General features: G+C 72.5%; 17 protein-coding genes and 1 pseudogene. 7 read left to right on the top strand and 11 right to left on the bottom strand.

From position 1 onward, the window contains the following. Window positions 1-16: 16 nt before the first annotated feature. The 7 genes from KBY81_RS00615 to lysA are packed head-to-tail and all read right to left on the bottom strand — an operon-like array spanning window position 17 to window position 6,562. Entirely contained in the window at window positions 17-517 is a 501-nt protein-coding gene (locus KBY81_RS00615; protein ID WP_106221200.1) for a hypothetical protein, read from the bottom strand. Then, window positions 511-1,542: a DUF952 domain-containing protein gene (locus tag KBY81_RS00610; RefSeq protein WP_254975172.1), complete on the bottom strand. Its 1,032-nt coding sequence runs from the start codon at window positions 1,540-1,542 to the stop codon at window positions 511-513. Before KBY81_RS00610 ends, KBY81_RS00615 begins: the two co-directional genes overlap by 7 nt. A 4-nt stretch (window positions 1,543-1,546) precedes the next feature. Then, window positions 1,547-2,491, bottom strand: coding sequence for a rhodanese-related sulfurtransferase (locus KBY81_RS00605; RefSeq protein WP_261356983.1), 945 nt, complete (start codon window positions 2,489-2,491; stop codon window positions 1,547-1,549). Then, entirely contained in the window at window positions 2,488-3,492 is a 1,005-nt protein-coding gene (bioB, locus tag KBY81_RS00600) for a biotin synthase BioB (protein WP_254975170.1), read from the bottom strand. Before bioB ends, KBY81_RS00605 begins: the two co-directional genes overlap by 4 nt. After that, complete coding sequence (locus KBY81_RS00595) at window positions 3,489-4,277, bottom strand: isoprenyl transferase (RefSeq protein ID WP_106221193.1); 789 nt, start codon at window positions 4,275-4,277, stop codon at window positions 3,489-3,491. Before KBY81_RS00595 ends, bioB begins: the two co-directional genes overlap by 4 nt. After that, window positions 4,274-5,089 carry a diadenylate cyclase CdaA gene (gene cdaA, locus KBY81_RS00590; protein ID WP_015107871.1) on the bottom strand — a complete coding sequence of 272 codons (816 nt, stop codon included), beginning with the start codon at window positions 5,087-5,089 and terminating at the stop codon, window positions 4,274-4,276. Before cdaA ends, KBY81_RS00595 begins: the two co-directional genes overlap by 4 nt. 48 nt (window positions 5,090-5,137) lie before the next feature. Further along, window positions 5,138-6,562, bottom strand: coding sequence for a diaminopimelate decarboxylase (lysA, locus tag KBY81_RS00585; protein WP_254975169.1), 1,425 nt, complete (start codon window positions 6,560-6,562; stop codon window positions 5,138-5,140). A gap of 62 nt (window positions 6,563-6,624) precedes the next feature. Between lysA and KBY81_RS00580 the strand changes: the two genes are divergently transcribed. The 5 genes from KBY81_RS00580 to KBY81_RS00560 all read left to right on the top strand — a co-directional run bounded on the left by KBY81_RS00580 (window position 6,625) and on the right by KBY81_RS00560 (window position 12,373). Further along, window positions 6,625-7,101 (top strand): GNAT family N-acetyltransferase, encoded by a 477-nt coding sequence (locus KBY81_RS00580; RefSeq protein ID WP_254975168.1) that lies wholly within the window; start codon window positions 6,625-6,627, stop codon window positions 7,099-7,101. Between the two features lie 186 nt (window positions 7,102-7,287). Further along, window positions 7,288-9,837 carry an ATP-dependent Clp protease ATP-binding subunit gene (locus KBY81_RS00575; RefSeq protein WP_254970923.1) on the top strand — a complete coding sequence of 850 codons (2,550 nt, stop codon included), beginning with the start codon at window positions 7,288-7,290 and terminating at the stop codon, window positions 9,835-9,837. Between the two features lie 54 nt (window positions 9,838-9,891). Next, window positions 9,892-10,995: an iron-containing alcohol dehydrogenase gene (locus tag KBY81_RS00570; protein ID WP_254975167.1), complete on the top strand. Its 1,104-nt coding sequence runs from the start codon at window positions 9,892-9,894 to the stop codon at window positions 10,993-10,995. Then, on the top strand, window positions 10,992-11,903 hold the full coding sequence (locus tag KBY81_RS00565) for an alpha/beta fold hydrolase (protein ID WP_254975166.1): 912 nt from the start codon (window positions 10,992-10,994) through the stop codon (window positions 11,901-11,903). Before KBY81_RS00570 ends, KBY81_RS00565 begins: the two co-directional genes overlap by 4 nt. After that, window positions 11,900-12,373: a DUF1499 domain-containing protein gene (locus tag KBY81_RS00560; protein ID WP_254975165.1), complete on the top strand. Its 474-nt coding sequence runs from the start codon at window positions 11,900-11,902 to the stop codon at window positions 12,371-12,373. The genes KBY81_RS00565 and KBY81_RS00560 overlap by 4 nt, the downstream gene beginning before the upstream one ends. On the opposite strand, the gene KBY81_RS16575 is transcribed toward KBY81_RS00560, so the two are convergent. Next, on the bottom strand, window positions 12,324-13,886 hold the full coding sequence (locus KBY81_RS16575; RefSeq protein ID WP_315858451.1) for an NAD(P)-binding protein: 1,563 nt from the start codon (window positions 13,884-13,886) through the stop codon (window positions 12,324-12,326). The genes KBY81_RS00560 and KBY81_RS16575 overlap by 50 nt on opposite strands. A 12-nt stretch (window positions 13,887-13,898) precedes the next feature. Here KBY81_RS16575 and KBY81_RS00545 point away from each other — a divergent pair, with 12 nt between their 5' ends. Then, on the top strand, window positions 13,899-14,219 hold the full coding sequence (locus KBY81_RS00545) for a hypothetical protein (protein WP_254970925.1): 321 nt from the start codon (window positions 13,899-13,901) through the stop codon (window positions 14,217-14,219). Window positions 14,220-14,250: 31 nt separating this feature from the next. Continuing rightward, complete coding sequence (locus KBY81_RS00540) at window positions 14,251-14,898, top strand: DUF2993 domain-containing protein (protein WP_106221177.1); 648 nt, start codon at window positions 14,251-14,253, stop codon at window positions 14,896-14,898. A gap of 49 nt (window positions 14,899-14,947) precedes the next feature. Here the strand turns inward: KBY81_RS00540 and KBY81_RS00535 are convergent, their stop codons facing one another. From KBY81_RS00535 to KBY81_RS16570, 3 genes and pseudogenes are all read right to left on the bottom strand, one after another. Next, window positions 14,948-15,853 (bottom strand): phosphatidate cytidylyltransferase, encoded by a 906-nt coding sequence (locus KBY81_RS00535; protein WP_106221175.1) that lies wholly within the window; start codon window positions 15,851-15,853, stop codon window positions 14,948-14,950. A gap of 10 nt (window positions 15,854-15,863) precedes the next feature. After that, entirely contained in the window at window positions 15,864-16,463 is a 600-nt protein-coding gene (gene cbiT / locus KBY81_RS00530) for a precorrin-6Y C5,15-methyltransferase subunit CbiT (protein ID WP_106221172.1), read from the bottom strand. 5 nt (window positions 16,464-16,468) lie between these two features. Further along, window positions 16,469-17,032: pseudogene (locus KBY81_RS16570) on the bottom strand (lysine decarboxylase); the annotation flags it as partial.

The raw sequence follows: 17,032 nt of genomic DNA, 5'->3' as shown, positions 1-17,032 counted from the left end.
GGATCCAACGTAGATGTCACCGGAGGGACGTCAGCCAGCGGGCGCTGCGGCGCAGGCCTTCGTCGCAGTCGCCCCGCATCAGCAGCCCCGCCCCGCCCCAGACCAGCCGCGGGGCCAGATCCAGCGGGCCGCCGCCCAGCTCCCGCAGCGGCGTGAAGCCGAGCCGCCGGAAGTAGCGCACCAGCCGCCGGTGCTGGCGCTCCCCATCGCGGATCGCCAGCAGGCGCGCCGAGCGGCAGGGCGTTTCCTCGAGGGACCAGGCGAAGGTGGCGGCCCAGATCAGCGGCCCCACGGCTTCGCTGCGCTCCCCCTGCACCCGCATCGTGTCGAGCCTCAGGCCATCGGCCAGCGGCAGGCACCACCCCTTGAGCTCCCCCAGCAGCAGGGGCGGCTGCTCCGGCCGGGGGCGCGCCACCGCCACCCGCAGTCCCCGCACTCCCGCCATCCCCTGCACCTGCAGCCGCAGCAGCAGGCCGCGCTCCCGGGCCTGCCGCTCCAGAACCTCCAGGTTCAGCATGGTGCGCTGTCCGGCGGCGGCGGGTAAGGCTCGGCGGCGAGCACCGCCTCCAGCGGCAGCGGTCCGTGGATATGGGGGAAGCTTTCGCCGCTCTCCGGGGCCGGCTCCCAGCGCAGCGGCGCGGTCAGGCGCCGTGGGTCGATGGTCAGCAGCAGCACCTCCCCCGCATCGGCGTAGAAGCGCCCGTGGGTGCCCTCCACCTGGTCGGCCCCGCTGGCATGGATGAAGCCCACCTCCTGCAGCGACTGGCCGCGGGTCGAGCGCTCGTACACCCCGCGGGTCTTGGCCTCCCGCCAGTCGTCGGCCAGGGCCAGGTGATAGATCCACTGCCCGGAGCGCCAGGGCCGCCGGGGCGCCCAGGCCCCGGCCATCACCGCGGCCAGCTCGGGCCCCTCAAGGAAGCGATGCAGCCAGCACTGCAGCGGAGCCAGATCGCCCAGCTGGTCGAACCCCTCGGGATCGGCGAGACGGAACTGGCGCACGAAGGGCAGCAGGGCCAGGTCGGCCAGGGATGGCCGCCCCCCCACCAGCCAGCCCTCCGGCCCAAGGGCGGCGCTCCAGTCCCGCAGGATCGACAGCGCGGCCCCGCGATGCTGCTCCCGGTCGGCGCCGGGATGGCGGTGGGCGTACTTGAAGCGGTCGAGATGGTGCTTGAAGGCCCCATCGTTCTGCTCGATCAGGGTGGCGATCCGGGCCCGCTCCTGCCCAGCGGCCTTGCTGCTCCCCAGGCGCCGCAGGTCGCCGGGATCGTGGCGGTCCAGGGCCCAGGCCATCACCGCCAGGCTGTCCGGCAGCACCCGGGCGCCGCCCTGGGGATCGGGGCCGGCGTCGTGCGTCAGCACCAGGGCCGGCACGGTCGCGGCGGGGGAGGCCTCCAGCAACTCGGGGGGCTTGCGCCCCAGGTGCACCTCCCGCAGCTCCAGATCCAGCCCCGGCGTGAGCCCCGCCGCCGCCAGGGCCAGCCGGGCCCGGATGGCGTAGGGGCAGCGGCGGAAGCTGTACAGGATGGACAGGCGCGGCGCCATCCGCTCAGCCGCCCACGGTGGGCATCACCCGTCCGATATGGGCCACACCGGAAGCCTCGGCGCGCCGCATCTGGCGCTGGCGTTCGGCGAACCGCTCCCGGTCGGCGTCAGAGAAGCGATCGATGCAGTGGCGGCAGCTCACCCCGGCCACGTAGCTCTCCAGGCCCAGGTCGGCGGGAGCCAGGGGCAGGCCGCAGGCATGGCACACGTGGTAATTACCCGGCCGCAGGCGGTGGTCGAGGGCGACCCGCTGGTCGAACACGTAGCACTCGCCGTGCCAGCGGCTCTCAGCTTCCGGCACCTGCTCCAGGTAGTTGAGGATCCCCCCCTGCAGCTGCAGCACGTTGTCGAAGCCCTGGTTCAGCAGGTGGGCGGTGGCCTTCTCGCAGCGGATGCCGCCGGTGCAGAACAGGGCCAGGCGCTGCGGCCGCCGCTGGGCCACCAGGGGCCGCAGGTGCCGCTCCACCCAGGCGGGGAAGTCGCTGAAGTTCTCGGTGCCGGGGTCGATGGCGCCGGCGAAGCTGCCCAGGGCCACCTCGTAGTGGTTGCGGGTGTCGATGGTCAGGGTGTCGGGGTCATCCAGCAGGGCGTTCCAGTGTGCAGGGGGCACCGGGATTCCCGTGCCCAGGGCCGGCTGGGCCGAAGGTTCGGCCATCGTCACGATCTCGCTTTTGAGGCGCACCTTGAAGCGGTGGAACACCGCTCCGGTGGCCTCACTGCGCTTGACCTCCAGGCTGGCCAGGCGGGGATCGGCCTCCAGCAGCGCCAGCAGGGCGGCCACGGCGGAGGCCGGTCCGCAGACCGTGCCGTTGATGCCCTCGCGGGCCAGCAGCACCGTGCCCTTCAGGCCGGCCTCGCTGCCCAGGGCCAGCAGCCGGGCCCGCCAGAGCGGCAATTCCTCGCTGCCAAAGGGGACGAACCGGTAGAAGCTGGCGACCTGCACCCTCAGCGGCCGGCGATGGCGGTGGCGGGAGCGGCCGGGGCGGCCGTGGCGGGCTGCCCCTCCAGCTGCACCCGCACCCCGGCGGCCCGCAGCAGCTCCCGGTCGCTGGCTATCGCCGGGTTGGAGGTGGTGAGCAGGGTGTCGCCGTAGAAGATCGAATCGGCCCCCGCCAGCAGGCAGAGGATCTGGGCCTCCCGTCCCAGCTGCTCGCGTCCCGCGCTGAGCCGCACCCGGCTGTGGGGCATGAGGATGCGGGCGGTGGCGACCATGCGTACCAGCTCCAGGGGGTCGACCGGCGGCCGGTTCTCCAGCGGAGTGCCCTCCACGGCCACCAGGGCATTGATCGGCACGCTCTCGGGATGGGGATCCAGGCAGGCCAGCACCTGCAGCAGGGCGGCCCGGTCGTCCGGCGTCTCGCCCATGCCGATGATGCCGCCGCAGCAGAGGTCGATGCCGGCGCTCCTCACCCGCTGCAGGGTGTCGAGCCGCTCCTGGTAGGTGCGGGTGGAGATGATCCGGTCGTAGTGCTCGGGGCTGGTGTCCAGGTTGTGGTTGTAGGCGGTCAGTCCCGCCTCCGCCAGTCGGGCCGCCTGGCCGTCCGTGAGCATGCCGGCGGTGACGCAGGCCTCCAGGCCCAGCTCCCGCACCCCCCGCACCATGGCGAGCATGGCCTCGAACGGGGCACCATCCCGGATCTCCCGCCAGGCCCAGCCCATGCAGAAGCGGTGGGCGCCGGCCGCCTTGGCCTGCCGGGCGCGCTCCAGGACCGGCTCCACCGCCAGCTCCGGCCGGCCGCCCACGTCGCTGGGGTGGTGCATCGACTGGGGGCAGTAGGCGCAGTCCTCCTCGCAGCCCCCGGTCTTGACGCTCAGCAGCGAGGCCAGCTGCACGTGGTAGCCGGGGTTGGCGCGGCGGTGCACCGCCTGGGCCTGCCAGAGCAGATCCACCAGGGGCAGGTCGAGCAGGTCCTGGATCTCCTGGCGGGACCAGTCGTGGCGCAGGGTCATGGGGCGTTCTCCACACCGTTCTGGACGCCACCGAAGCGGCGCTGGCGCCCCTGATAATCCAGCAGCGCCGCCAGCAGGGCCTCGGTGTCGAAGTCGGGCCAGAGCACCTCGGTGATGTGCAGCTCGGCGTAGGCGAGCTGCCAGAGCAGGAAGTTGCTGATGCGCTGCTCGCCGCTGGTGCGGATCAGCAGGTCGGGGTCGGCATCGCCGGCGGTGAACAGTTCGGAGGCGAACAGCTCTTCGTCGATGCTGGCGGGGTCGAGCTCGCCGCGGGCGGCCCGATCGGCCAGGCGGCGGGCCGCCCGCACCAGCTCGCTGCGGCCGCCGTAGTTGGTGCAGACGTTGAAGTGGATGCCGCTGTTGCCGGCCGTGCGCTCGGTGGCGTCGTTGATCAGGACCTTCAGACCCTCCGGCAGGGGCTCCAGATCGCCGAGGAAGCGGATGCGCACCTGCTGACGCTCGAGGGCCTCGAGCTCCTTGGCCAGCACCCGTTCGAACAGGGCCATCAGGAAGGCCACCTCCTCGCCCGGCCGGGTCCAGTTCTCGGTGGAGAAGGCATAGGCGGTGAGGGCGCCGATGCCCCAGTCGCTGCAGTGGCGCAGGGTGCGTTTCAGCACCTCCACCCCGGCCCGGTGGCCCATGGCCCGGGGCAGCCCCCGCTGACGGGCCCAGCGGCCGTTGCCGTCCATGATCACCGCCACGTGGCGGGGCAGCCGAGCCGGATCCAGCTGGGCGGGCAGCTGGTCGGGATCGGACGATGGAGTGGTCGCCAGGGCGCGACTCATCCGCGATGTTCCGGCGGGTCCGCCGCCACGCTACGCCCCGTGGGAGCGGAGGCCAGGGCGTCGGTGAGCAGGTCGTGAAGGCGGCTGCTGGTGATCGGCCGCTCCAGCCGGCCCTGGGAGGCGAGCGACAGGGTGCCCGTCTCCTCGGAGACGACGATGCAGAAACAGCCGTCGTGGCGCTCGGTCAGTCCCATGGCGGCCAGGTGGCGGGTGCCGTAGCGGTTCAGGCCCTGGCGGGAGAGGGGCAGGATCACCCCGGCCGCCACGATGCGGTTCTTCTGGACCAGCACCGCCCCGTCGTGCAGGGGGGTGTCCACCGCGAAGAGGTTGAGCAGCAGGTCGACTGAGAGCTGGGCATCGATGCGGATGCCGGGGTTGAGGAAGTCCTCGGGGCGCAGATCACTGCCCAGGTCGAGCACGATCAGGGCCCCGCAGCGCGCCTGGGACAGACGCCCGGCCGCCTCGGTGAGCAGGCTCACCGACCCAGACGCCAGCTGGTCCCGGCTGCGGTCGGCGAACAGCACCCCAAGGCGGCCGGTGCCCAGCAGTTCCATCAGGCGCCGCAGTTCCCCCTGCCACAGGATCGCCAGGGCGAGGCTGCAGGCCAGCACCAGCGCATCCACCAGGCTGCTGGTGAGGGGCAGGTTGGCGTAACGCTGCACGAACCAGGCCAGCGCCACCAGGAACAGGTAGCCGCGCAGCAGCCACAGGGTGCGCGCTTCCGTGACCCGGCCCAGCAGGAGCAGCCCGAGCAGGGAAGCGAACAGGAGATCCAGCAGCAGGCGGAAATCGATGAGCCGCAGCCAGATCACAACACAAAGGAGGGGCAGGCCGGTTCAACGGGTGGCCGCCTGACGCGGTCAGGATACCGGCAGGAGCCGGTGGGGCAGGACGTCGTAGCGCAGTAGGTCTTCCGGCTGCTCGCGCCGCTGCACCACCTCGGCCACGCCGTCGTGAACGAGCACCGCCGCCGGCCGGGGGATGCGGTTGTAGTTGGAGCCCATCGACGCGTTGTAGGCGCCGGTGGCGAACACGGCGAGCACGTCCCCGGGGGCGGTGGCCGGCAGACGGACGTCGTGGAGCAGCACGTCGCCGGACTCGCAGTGCTTGCCGGCCACGGTGACCGCCTCGGTGGCCTCCGCCAGCGGCCGGTCGGCCAGCACCGCGGTGTACAGCGACTGATAGGTGATCGGCCGCGGGTTGTCGCTCATGCCGCCATCCACCGAGAGGTAGGTGCGCAGGCCGGGGATCTCCTTGCGGCTGCCCAGGGTGTAGAGCGTCAGCCCCGCCGTCGCCACCAGGGAGCGGCCGGGTTCGCACAGCAGCCGCGGCAGGGCCAGCTGGCGCTGGCCGCAGGCCTCGGCCACCGCCGTCGCCACCACCCGCACCCACTCCTGGATGCTCGGCGGATCATCGGAGCCCACATAGCGGATGCCGAGGCCGCCGCCGACGTTGAGGTCGCCGCAGGGGTGGCCGAGGGAACGGGCCAGGCCCAGGGCCTCGGCCATCACCCCGGCCAGGTCGCGGTGGGGTTCCAGCTCGAAGATCTGGGAGCCGATGTGGGCATGCAGACCATCCACCCGCGCCCAGGGGCAGGCGGCCAGGTGGCGCAGCACGGCCTCCAGCTGGTCGGGGTCGAAGCCGAATTTGCTGTCGAGGTGGCCGGTGCGGATGTACTCGTGGGTGTGGCACTCGATGCCCGGGGTGAACCGCACCAGCACCCGCACCGGCGCGGGCCGCCCGGCCGCCAGGGTGGCGAGCAGGCTGATGTCGTTCCAGTTGTCGAGGATCACCGTCACGCCGCGGTCGACGGCGAGCTGCAGCTCCTCGGCGGATTTGTTGTTGCCGTGGAAGACGATCCGCTCGGCCGGCATGCCGCCCTGCAGCGCCGTGAGCAGTTCCCCGGCCGAGACCGCATCGAGGCCCAGGCCCTCGGCAGCCACCAGGGCCGTGATCGCCAGGGAACTGTTGGCCTTGGAGGCGTAGAGGGCCAGCGCCTCGCCGGGGTAGTGGGCGTCCAGGGCCTCCCGGTAGGCCCGGCAGGTGGCCCGCAGGCTGGCCTCATCGAGCACGTAGAGCGGCGTGCCGTAGGTGCGCGCCAGGTCGCTCAGCAGGCATCCCCCCACCTCCAGGCGGCCCAGGGCATCGAGGCGGGCGGTGAGCGGAGCCAGGTTGCGGTTGGGGCTGAGCGGATCGGCTCCCTGCTCGAAGGGACCTCCGGAGGCGATCGGGGCCGCGGAAAGGGGAGCGACCGGATCGGTCGCCGGGGAGGCGCTGGTCACCATGGCGGCCTGTTCGTCGATGGGGTCAGGATGTCCGATCGTAAGGATGTTCTTGTCCAACGGCCGTGCCGGCGCCACCTCCGCCACCGCTGCCCGACCCGACCCTGTCTCCGCTGGTCCCGGCGGACGCCGCGGCCTGCCTGGCCCTCGACCGGGCCGCCCTCGGCGGCCTCTGGAGCCTGGAGCAGTGGCGCCGGGAGCTGGAGGAGGAGGGCCGGCCGGGCCTGGGGCTGCGCCGGGGGGCCGACCTGCTGGCCATGGCCAGTGGCTGGCTCGTGGTCGACGAGCTGCACATCACCCTGGTGGCGGTGGCCCCGGACCAGCGCCGCCGGGGGCTGGGGCGTCGGGTGCTGCAGGCGTTGATGGCGGCCGGCCGCGAGCGCGGCGCCCGCCGCGCCACCCTGGAGGTGGCGGCCGGCAATGGCCCGGGGATCGCCCTGTACGAAGCCCTGGGGTTCCGCACCGCCGGCATCCGTCATGGTTACTACCGCAATGGGGAGGACGCCCTGATCCAATGGGTCAACCTGACCCTGGGAACCTGACAATGTGACAGGGGTGTGGATAACCGTAGATTCCTATACCTATTTCTTGTCAATCCTGGCCCTTCGTTTGTGTTCTGATTCGTCTGAGCGCCTGCGGCACGTGGGTTTCTGAGGAGTGTGCTCCCCACCTCCCACACGGCCCTTCAATCCTGATAGGTTGGTGCCACTTGCATCTGGTCCCGCCCCATGTTCGAGCGGTTTACCGAGAAGGCCATCAAGGTGATCATGCTGGCCCAGGAAGAGGCCCGCCGCCTCGGCCACAACTTCGTCGGCACCGAGCAGATCCTGCTGGGCCTGATCGGCGAGGGCACCGGTGTCGCCGCCAAGGTCCTCAAGTCGATGGGGGTCAACCTCAAGGACGCCCGGGTCGAGGTCGAGAAGATCATCGGCCGCGGCTCCGGCTTCGTCGCCGTGGAGATCCCCTTCACCCCGCGGGCCAAGCGGGTGCTGGAGCTCTCCCTGGAGGAGGCCCGCCAGCTCGGGCACAACTACATCGGCACCGAGCACCTGCTCCTGGGGCTGATCCGTGAGGGCGAGGGCGTGGCCGCCCGGGTGCTCGAGAACCTCGGCGTCGACCTGGCCAAGGTCCGCACCCAGGTGATCCGCATGCTGGGCGAGACGGCCGAAGTGGCCTCCGGCAGCTCGGGCAAGGGCTCCACCAAGACCCCCACCCTCGACGAATTCGGCAGCAACCTCACCCAGCTGGCGGCCGAGTCCAAGCTCGACCCCGTCGTGGGACGCCAGAACGAGATCGACCGGGTGATCCAGATCCTCGGCCGCCGCACCAAGAACAACCCCGTCCTGATCGGTGAGCCGGGCGTGGGCAAGACCGCCATCGCCGAGGGCCTGGCCCAGCGGATCACCCAGGGTGAGATCCCCGACATCCTCGAGGACAAGCGCGTCCTCACCCTCGACATCGGCCTGCTGGTGGCCGGCACCAAGTACCGGGGTGAGTTCGAGGAACGGCTCAAGAAGATCATGGAGGAGATCCGCTCCGCCGGGAACGTGATCCTCGTGATCGACGAGGTGCACACCCTGATCGGCGCCGGTGCCGCCGAAGGCGCCATCGACGCCGCCAACATCCTCAAGCCGGCCCTGGCCCGGGGTGAACTGCAGTGCATCGGCGCCACCACCCTCGATGAATACCGCAAGCACATCGAGCGCGACGCCGCCCTGGAACGCCGCTTCCAGCCGGTGATGGTGGGCGAGCCCTCCGTCGTCGACACGATTGAGATCCTCAAGGGGCTGCGGGAGCGCTACGAGCAGCACCACCGCCTCAAGATCAGCGATGAGGCCCTCGTCGCCGCCGCCACCCTCGGCGACCGCTACATCAGCGACCGCTTCCTGCCCGACAAGGCCATCGACCTGATCGACGAGGCCGGCAGCCGGGTGCGGCTGCTCAACTCCAAGCTGCCGCCGGCGGCCAAGGAGGTCGACAAGCAGCTGCGCGGCGTCCAGAAGGAGAAGGAGGATGCCGTCCGCCAGCAGGACTTCACCAAGGCCGGTGAACTGCGCGACAAGGAGGTCGAACTGCGCGACCAGATCCGCACGATCCTGCAGGCCCGTCGCGACGACGAACCAGCCAGTGCCTCCGGCGAGACCGACACCCCGGCCCTGCTGGGCGGCCCCGTGGCCGATGACGCCAGTGAGGAAAGCCGCTCCCCCCTCGTCACCGAGGAGGACATCGCCCAGATCGTCGCCTCCTGGACCGGCGTGCCCGTCCAGAAGCTGACCGAGAGCGAGTCGGTGAAGCTGCTCAACATGGAGGAGACTCTCCACCAGCGCCTCATCGGCCAGGACGAGGCCGTCAAGGCCGTGTCCCGGGCCATCCGGCGGGCGCGGGTCGGCCTCAAGAACCCCAATCGCCCGATCGCCAGCTTCATCTTCTCCGGCCCCACCGGCGTCGGCAAGACGGAGCTCACCAAGGCTCTCGCCGCCTACTTCTTCGGCAGCGAGGACGCCATGATCCGGCTCGACATGAGCGAGTTCATGGAACGCCACACCGTCAGCAAGCTGATCGGTTCGCCTCCGGGCTATGTGGGCTTCAACGAAGGCGGGCAGCTCACCGAGGCCGTGCGCCGGCGTCCCTACACCGTGGTGCTGTTCGACGAGATCGAGAAGGCCCACCCCGATGTCTTCAACCTGCTGCTGCAGCTGCTGGAGGACGGCCGGCTCACCGATTCCAAGGGACGCACGGTCGATTTCAAGAACACCCTGATCATCATGACCTCGAACATCGGTTCGAAGGTGATCGAGAAGGGTGGTGGCGGCCTCGGCTTCGAGTTCGGCGGCGGCGACGTGGAGGAGACCCAGTACAACCGCATCCGCTCCCTGGTCAACGAGGAGCTGAAGCAGTACTTCCGCCCCGAGTTCCTCAACCGTCTCGACGAGATCATCGTCTTCCGTCAACTCACCCGCGACGAGGTGAAGCTGATCGCCGAGATCATGCTGCGGGAGGTCTTCGCCCGCATGCAGGACAAGGGCATCGGCATGTCCGTCACCGAGGCCTTCAAGGAGCGCCTCGTCGAGGAGGGCTACAACCCCAGCTACGGCGCCCGTCCCCTGCGCCGTGCGGTGATGCGCCTGCTCGAGGATTCGCTGGCGGAGGAATTCCTCTCCGGCCGGATCGGTGAAGGCGATGCCTGCCTGGTGGATGTCGACGACGACAAGCAGGTGGTGATCCGCAAGCAGTCGGTCACCCCATCCCTGCCGGAGCTGGCCAGCGCCAGCGCCTGATCGATCGCGACCCGGATCGGCCGACTTCTACATTTCTTTGATGAGATGGCGGCCATGACGGATCTTCTGCAGACCCAGGCCATCGCCCCGGCGGTGGTCCTCCGTGGGGAGGGGGCCTGGCGTGAGGCCCTGCCCCGCATCGTTGACCTGGGCCGGAGGCCCCTGCTCCTTGGCCGCAGTGCCTCCACCTTCGGGCTGCGTCAGCAACTGGCCGCCGACCTGGAGCAAGGCGGGGCCTGTCCCGTGGTCAGCCAGGACCTGCGCGACTGCTGCGACGACGACCTCGGCCCCCTGGCCCGGGACGCCGCGGCCGCCGGCTGTGATGCCGTCATCGCCGCCGGTGGCGGCAAGGTGCTGGACGCGGGCAAGCTGCTGGCCCACCGGCTCGGCCTCCCCTGCATCACGGTGCCCACCAGCGCCGCCACCTGCGCCGGCTGGACGGCCCTGGCCAACCTCTACACCCCCGAGGGCGCCTTCCTCGGGGATGTTGCCCTCGACCGCTGCCCGGACCTGCTCGTCTTCGACCATGCCCTGGTGCGACAGGCCCCGCCGCGCACCCTGGCCAGCGGCATCGCCGATGCGGTGGCCAAGTGGTACGAGGCCTCGGTGAGCAGCGGCAGCAGTGGCGATGGGCTGATTCAGCAGGCGGTGCAGATGGCGCGCCTGCTGCGCGATCTGCTGCTGCTCGAGGGGGAAGCCGCCCTCGCCGACCCCTCCGGCGAGGCCTGGGTGCGGGTGGCGGAGGGCTGCGCCCTCACCGCCGGCCTGATCGGCGGCATCGGCGGGGCCCGCTGCCGCACCGTGGCCGCCCACGCCGTCCACAACGGACTCACCCAGCTCGCCGCCACCCACGGCTGCCTGCATGGCGAGAAGGTGGGCTTCGGCGTGCTGGTGCAGCTGTGGCTGGAGGAGCAGCTGGCGGGTAATCGCCTGGCGGCCCAGGCCCGGCGTCAGCTGCTGCCCTTCTTCCGCCGGCTGGGCCTGCCCACTGATCTGGAGGACCTGGGGCTGGCCGGCGCCAGCCTTGATCAGTTGCGCCAGGTCTGTCGCTTTGCCTGCCGGGAGGGCTCCGACCTGCACCGGCTGCCCTTCGCGGTGGCCCCCGAGGATCTGCTTGCCGCCATGGTGGGCGCCACCGCCGAGCGGCAGCAGGCGTGACGGCCGGCCCCCCCAGTGGCCGCGAGCTGGTCGCGACCGCCGCCGCGTCGTTGCTCGATCCCCTCGGCCGCGACCTGGCCGCCCGGGTGGAATGGTGGGAGCTGCCGCAGCACCCTGGGCACTGGCCCGTGGCCGTGCTGGGGGAGGGTCCGCCCCTGCTGCTCCTGCATGGCTTCGACAGCTCGTTCCTGGAGTTCCGCCGCCTGGCCCCCCTTCTGGCGGCCCATCACCGGCTGCTGATCCCGGACCTGCACGGGTTCGGATTCTGTCCCAGGCCCGTGGAGCGGGAGTACACCCCCCAGGCCGTGCTGGCTCACCTTGAAGCGCTGCTGGAGGAGCTGGAGCGGCGGGAGTCCTGGGGGGGCCGCCGCCTCGGCCTGATCGGTGCCTCGATGGGGGGTGCGGTGGCGGTGGAGCTGGCCCGGCGCCATCCCGGACGCTTCGAGCGCCTGCTGCTGCTGGCCCCGGCCGGTCTCACGGGCCGGCCCATGCCCCTGCCGCCCCTGCTGGACGGGCTGGGGGTGCGTTTCCTGGCCCTGCCCTCGGTGCGGCAAGGCCTCTGCCGCAGCGCCTTCGCCGACCCCGAGCGGGATGTGGGCCCTGCGGAGCTGGAGATCGCTTCGCTGCACCTGCAGTCGCCGGGCTGGGCCGCTGCCCTGGGCCGTTTCGCCCGCAGCGGCGGCTTCGCCGGCTGCGGCGACCCCCTGCCCCCCCAGCCCCTGGCGGTGCTCTGGGGCGCCGACGACCGGATCCTGCGGGCCCCCCAGAAGCGCGCCGCCCAGGCCCTGCTGGGTCCCCGCATCACCGAACTGGCGGCCTGCGGCCACCTGCCCCACATCGACCAGCCCGAGCAGGTCGCCGCCGCCTGGCTGGGCGTTCCCTGCGCCCCGATCCCCACCCACCCATGACCTCTGCCCCTCGCCTTTCCCTGCCGCGTCTGATCGCCGGCCTGCTGCTCGTGCTGCTGCTCGGGGTCCCCGCCCTGGCGCTTCCCGGCCGGGCCGAGGCCTCGCTCCTGCACATGGAGGGGCCGGTGCCGGAGGACCTCGGCGTGCACGGCGGCTCCCTCTCCCCCTGTGGGGCGCCGGCCCACTGCGCCAGGGTCGACTGGCCGCTCGCCGACCCTGAGGCTGCCCTGGGCGCGCTGGTGCCGATCCTGGAGACCACCGAGGGGCTGAGGATCCTCGAGCGGGACGGCGCCTATCTGCACGCCATCGCCACCAGCCGGCTGTTCGGCTTCGTCGACGACCTTGAGCTCTACGCCCCGCCGGCGTCTGGTGTGCTGCAGGCCCGCTCCAGCTCCCGGCTGGGGGATTCGGACCTGGGCGTCAACGGCCGTCGGCTGGCGGCCCTGCGGCAGGAACTGCCTGGCAGCTGAAGCTCTCGATGGCGCCGCGGCGGTGCAGGAAGCGGGGTTGGGCTGGATCCTCCAGGCTCCACCACCAGATCCCGTCGGTGTAGCTGGGCGGACCGGCGTTGTTGGTGCGCGGCAGCTGCAGGCTCAGGCCGCGCCACTCCAGCAGCACGGTGGCGCCGGGCACCGTGCCGGCGACAGTGTTGGGGATGCCCGGGGCATCCACGGCCCCGTTGTCAGCGGTCGCCAGCAGCAGGTCGCCGTCGCAGCGGTAGGGGATGGTCGTGGTCGCGGCTGCCGCCGTGGCCGTTGCCGGGTTGCCCAGGGCAAGGCCGAGCAGCAGCACCAGGGCCAGCAGACGGCCCGCCAGGGCCTGGGCGCTGCGCAGGGCCCCCTCAATGCGGCCGAAGCCCGGCCCCGCGATGAAGTCGCCGCAGAAGGCCACCCGGCTGCGCCGACAGACCGTGGCGGCGGACGGGAGCCCGGGGCCCTTGGGGAAGGCGGCCCCCCAGCGCATCAACTGACGCCGCTCCACCCCCACCAGCGTCTCGGCAGCGCCGGCCCCATCGCCCAGCCAGGGGGCCAGGGCCCCGGTGACGGCCCGCTCCAAGGCGGTGATCGCGGCGGCGTCATCGGGCTCCGCCAGAACCCCATGGGCCACGACGGCGCAGCGGCCATCGGCCAGGGGCTGGATCGACAGCCGCCGCAGCCCCCAGCGTCGCTGGGCGGGGCCGTTCAGGCCCAGCAGCCGGAAGGGCATCACCAGCCAGCGGGCGGCGGCGGTCGGCTCGATCGTCAGCATCAGGTTGGTGCGCGCTTCCATCTCCATGCTGGCGATGGCCGCCAAGGCCGCCTCGAGCTCCGCATCGCCGAGGCCCTGCGCCGCGCTCTGCAGCGGCACCTGCGGCCAGCCGAACCGCTCCCGGGCGCGGGGATGGGCCAGCAGGGTGCCGCTGAGCACCAGCCAGTCGGCCTCCCCCTGCACCGCCCCGGTGGCGTCGGCCAGGCGCCAGCCCCCGCCGGGCCGGACCTCCAGGTGGTGGATCAGGGTGCCGTAGCGGCAGGACAGGCTCCCGGGCGCCGCCGGCACCACCGCCGGGGCCTCCGCCAGGGCCAGCAGCCCGCGGCCAAGGTCGTCCATACCCCGGCGCCCCCTATACAGGCGGCCGCTCAACAGGGGATCCCCATCGGCTGGCCCCAGGGCCCCTTCAGCGTCGAGCAGCGCCGCCGGCTCCCGCCAGGGCTCGATCCAGCCCCCCGCCAGCAGCGGCGCCACCAGCTCCGGTTCGGGCCCCTCGCTCAGATTGAACAGCGGTGCCCCGTGGTCGATGTGCCAGCCGGGGTCGTGGCGGGAGCGGCGGGTGGCGGCCCGGCCGCCGGGGCCCCGGCCCACCTCCCAGAGGACGATTGATCCCCCCCAGCCGCCCCGCCGCAGCCCCGCGGCCAGGGCGCAGCCGGCCACCCCGGCGCCGATCACCGCCAGCGAGGGCGCCGGTCGCCCCGGTGGCTGTCCAGACTCGGTGCCGGATCCAGCCATGGAGCGACCCCGATGACGCCTGACGATCGAACCATCCTGGCGGCGTCCGCGCCCTGGCTGGGGGCCCTGCTCAACGTCGTGCCCGGCCTGGGCAGCGGCTACATCTACCAGCGCCGCTGGCGCGCCTACTGGATCACCACGGCCCTGGCCACGGGGTGGTTCCTGCTCGGGGCGGTGCTGGGCGGCGGCGGCCCCGGGGCGGACCCCACGGCCGCCGATCCCACCGACCAGCTGATCGGCCTGGGCGGGCTGCTGCTGCTGGCCGCGATCACGGCCGCCGAGGCCTTCCGTGCCGCCCGCCAGGCCCGGACGGAAGGGCCCCGGATGGAGTGAGAATCTGGGGAGCCCTGTCCCCTGGTGGCGGATGAGCGAGACCCCGGACGGCGAGAGACCCACCGAGGGCCCGGTGATGGGCCTGCTGGCCCGGGGGCTGGAGCTGTGGCTGCGCCAGCAGTGCGACGCCATCGAACGGCTGGAGATCCGCCTGGAGGGCTCGGGGCTGCGGCTGCTGCGGGGCCGCCTCGACGGCGTGCGGCTGCGGGCCCGGCGGGTCGTCTACCAGGCGATGGAGATCGAGGAGGTGGAGCTGCGCTGCGACGGCATCCAGGTGCGCATGGGCTCCCTGGTGCGCAACCAGGCGGTGAAGCTGGAGTCGCCCTTCCGCATCCAGGGGCAGGTGAGCTTCAGCGGCGATGGGCTGAGCCGTTCCCTCAGCACCCCGGCCTGGCGCGGCCTCGGCGACGGCCTGGCCGACGACCTGCTGGGCCTCACGCCCCTGGCGGGGCTGCGCATCCGGGAGGACCGGCTGCTGCTGCGGGCCTTCGCCAGCGGCGACCGGGATCCGGTGGAGCGGGAGGTGGTGGTGCGGGCCGACGGCGGCACCGTGGAACTGCGCTGCGCCGAGGGGACGCCCCAGGCCCGGCTGCCGATGGACCCCAACATCCGCATCGAGCGGGCCGAGCTCGGCGCCGGCCTGCTGCATCTGGAGGGGGAGGCCCGGGTCTCCCCCTGAGTCCGGAACCTGAGGGGGTCCGGCGCCCGTGGGGTTCCGTGGGAAAACTTCAGCCCCGCTGCAGCAGGGGCAGCACCAGGGTCACCAGGGAATAGACCACCGCCGGCACGAACAGGTAGCTGTCGATCCGGTCGAGGATGCCGCCGTGGCCGGGGATCGCATCGCCGGAATCCTTCAGGCCCGCATCCCGCTTCATCATCGATTCGGTCAGGTCACCCACCAGAGCGAACAGGGAGACCACCGCCCCCAGCACCGCTCCGATCAGCCAGCCCCAGCGCCAGCCCAGCAGCACCCCGCCCAGGCCCCCCACCAGCAGGGCGCAGACCACCCCGCCCAGGGCCCCCTCCACCGTCTTGCCGGGGGAGATCGGCGAAAGGGCGTGACGCCCGAGGCGCCGGCCGATCACGTAGGAGCCGATGTCGGTGGCCACGATCATCAGGCAGGCCAGCAGGGTGAGGGCCATGCCCGGGCTCCAGGGCCAGCCCAGGCCGTCGAGGGCGGGGGCCAGGGCGGGATCGGTGAGATCGCGCAGCTTGATCCAGTGGCTGGGCAGGAAGCCCAGATAGAACAGGCCGAACACCGACGCGGCGATGTCGGCGATGGTGCCGGTGACGGGCTGCAGCAGCAGCCAGCCGCAGATCACCGCCCCGGAGGCGGGCAGCACCGCCGCCGCCACGTCGCCCGCCATGCCGCTCCCCCCCCAGAGGCTGCCGGCGGCCACCTGGGTGGAGACCAGCAGCAACTGCACTGCCACCAGGGTGGTCTTCACGGCCGGCCGGATGCCCTTGAACTGGGCCATGCGGAAGAACTCCAGCAGGCCCAGGTGCACGATCACCCCCACGGCCACGGTGAACCACCAGCCCCCCAGGCCCACCACCACCAGCCCGAAGCCGCCGGCCAGCCAGCCGCTCAGCAGGCGCGGGAGGGAGGTGGCGGTGCGGGGGGCGGGAAGCAAGGGCTTGGACTCAGCGCTCGGCGGCAATCACGAACAGCGGTTCGGCGGCCGCCAGCTTGGCCTGGCTGCCGCGGCGCTGCATGCGGTGCACGGTGGCCTGCACCACCTGGACATCGTGGGCGCCCAGCTGGGCGAGGGTGTCCGTGGCCTTCACCAGGCCCTCCAGGTTGACGGTGCTGATCACCAGCCGTCCGGAGGGCTGCAGCGCCTCCCAGACGGCCCGCAGCACGTCCTCCAGGGGCCGCCCCACCTCCAGCAGCACCCGGTCCGGGTGGGGGGGCAGCAGGGCCAGGTCCTCCGGTGCCTCGCCGGCGTGGATGTGCAGGTTGTGGATGTCGAAACGCTGCCGGTTGCGCTCCAGCAGCTCGATCGCCTCCGGATCCCGCTCCAGGGTGTGCACCGCGCCACCGGGCATCAGCCGGGCGATCTCCAGGGCCAGGGCGCCGGTGCCGCCGCCCACGTCCCAGACGAGGGAATCGGCCCGGGGCCGCAGGTGGGCCAGCAGCATCACCCGCAGCTCCAGCGGCGTGGGGCTGAAGCCCGGGGCGTCCTCGAAGGCGCTGTCCGGCAGTCCGGGGGTGACGAAATCCCAGTGGAAGGGGTTCGGCAACGGGCTCACGAACCGGCCACGACGCTCACCGTATCAGCGATCTGACCGGGCCAGAGACGCCGTTGCTCCAGCAGCCAGGCGGCGCGGGCCGGATCGATCCGCTCCCCCGGCACCAGCAGCGGGATCCCCGGCGGATAGGGGCAGAGCGGTGCCGCCGCCAGCCGGCCGGCAGCCTCCTCCAGGGGGATGGCTACGGCGGGGCTCCGCCAGGCCACGCCGATCGCCAGCTCCGGCGCCGCCAGCAGCGGCAGGGGGGGCGGGGTGAGGGGGGGCAGGGGTGGCCCGCCGAGGGCCCGGCGCAGATCCTCCAGCTGGCGCGGCAGGCGCCGCTCCACCCCCCGGGGCGGATTCAGCCCCAGGCAGAAGGTGAGGGCGCCGGGTTCCGGCAGCTCGGCGATCACCCCCCGCTCCAGCAGCCAGGTGTCGGCCTCCAGGCCGTTGATCCCCAGCGGGGCGGTGGCCAGCACCAGGCGCAGGGGATCGCGATTGGCCACCAGCGGCAGGCCCAGGCCCTCCAGCCGCCGGCGCAGCCGGCCTGCCCGGGCCTCGGCCCGCTGGCGCTGGCGGCG

Origin of the sequence: Cyanobium sp. Lug-B (assembly GCF_024345635.1) — a bacterium.
Taxonomy (GTDB): domain Bacteria; phylum Cyanobacteriota; class Cyanobacteriia; order PCC-6307; family Cyanobiaceae; genus Cyanobium; species Cyanobium minutissimum.
Note: the sequence above shows the minus strand (reverse complement) of the source record. Positions and strands in the feature narration are given on the sequence as shown.

Bases quoted from the DNA above. Each gene is read 5' to 3' on its own strand.
- KBY81_RS00615 (WP_106221200.1), bottom strand. From the start codon at position 517: ATGCTGAACCTGGAGGTTCTGGAGCGGCAGGCCCGGGAGCGCGGCCTG.
- KBY81_RS00610 (WP_254975172.1), bottom strand. From the start codon at position 1,542: ATGGCGCCGCGCCTGTCCATCCTGTACAGCTTCCGCCGCTGCCCCTAC.
- bioB (WP_254975170.1), bottom strand. From the start codon at position 3,492: ATGACCCTGCGCCACGACTGGTCCCGCCAGGAGATCCAGGACCTGCTC.
- KBY81_RS00595 (WP_106221193.1), bottom strand. From the start codon at position 4,277: ATGAGTCGCGCCCTGGCGACCACTCCATCGTCCGATCCCGACCAGCTG.
- lysA (WP_254975169.1), bottom strand. From the start codon at position 6,562: ATGGTGACCAGCGCCTCCCCGGCGACCGATCCGGTCGCTCCCCTTTCC.
- KBY81_RS00575 (WP_254970923.1), top strand. From the start codon at position 7,288: ATGTTCGAGCGGTTTACCGAGAAGGCCATCAAGGTGATCATGCTGGCC.
- KBY81_RS00570 (WP_254975167.1), top strand. From the start codon at position 9,892: ATGACGGATCTTCTGCAGACCCAGGCCATCGCCCCGGCGGTGGTCCTC.
- KBY81_RS00560 (WP_254975165.1), top strand. From the start codon at position 11,900: ATGACCTCTGCCCCTCGCCTTTCCCTGCCGCGTCTGATCGCCGGCCTG.
- KBY81_RS16575 (WP_315858451.1), bottom strand. From the start codon at position 13,886: ATGGCTGGATCCGGCACCGAGTCTGGACAGCCACCGGGGCGACCGGCG.
- KBY81_RS00545 (WP_254970925.1), top strand. From the start codon at position 13,899: ATGACGCCTGACGATCGAACCATCCTGGCGGCGTCCGCGCCCTGGCTG.
- KBY81_RS00540 (WP_106221177.1), top strand. From the start codon at position 14,251: ATGAGCGAGACCCCGGACGGCGAGAGACCCACCGAGGGCCCGGTGATG.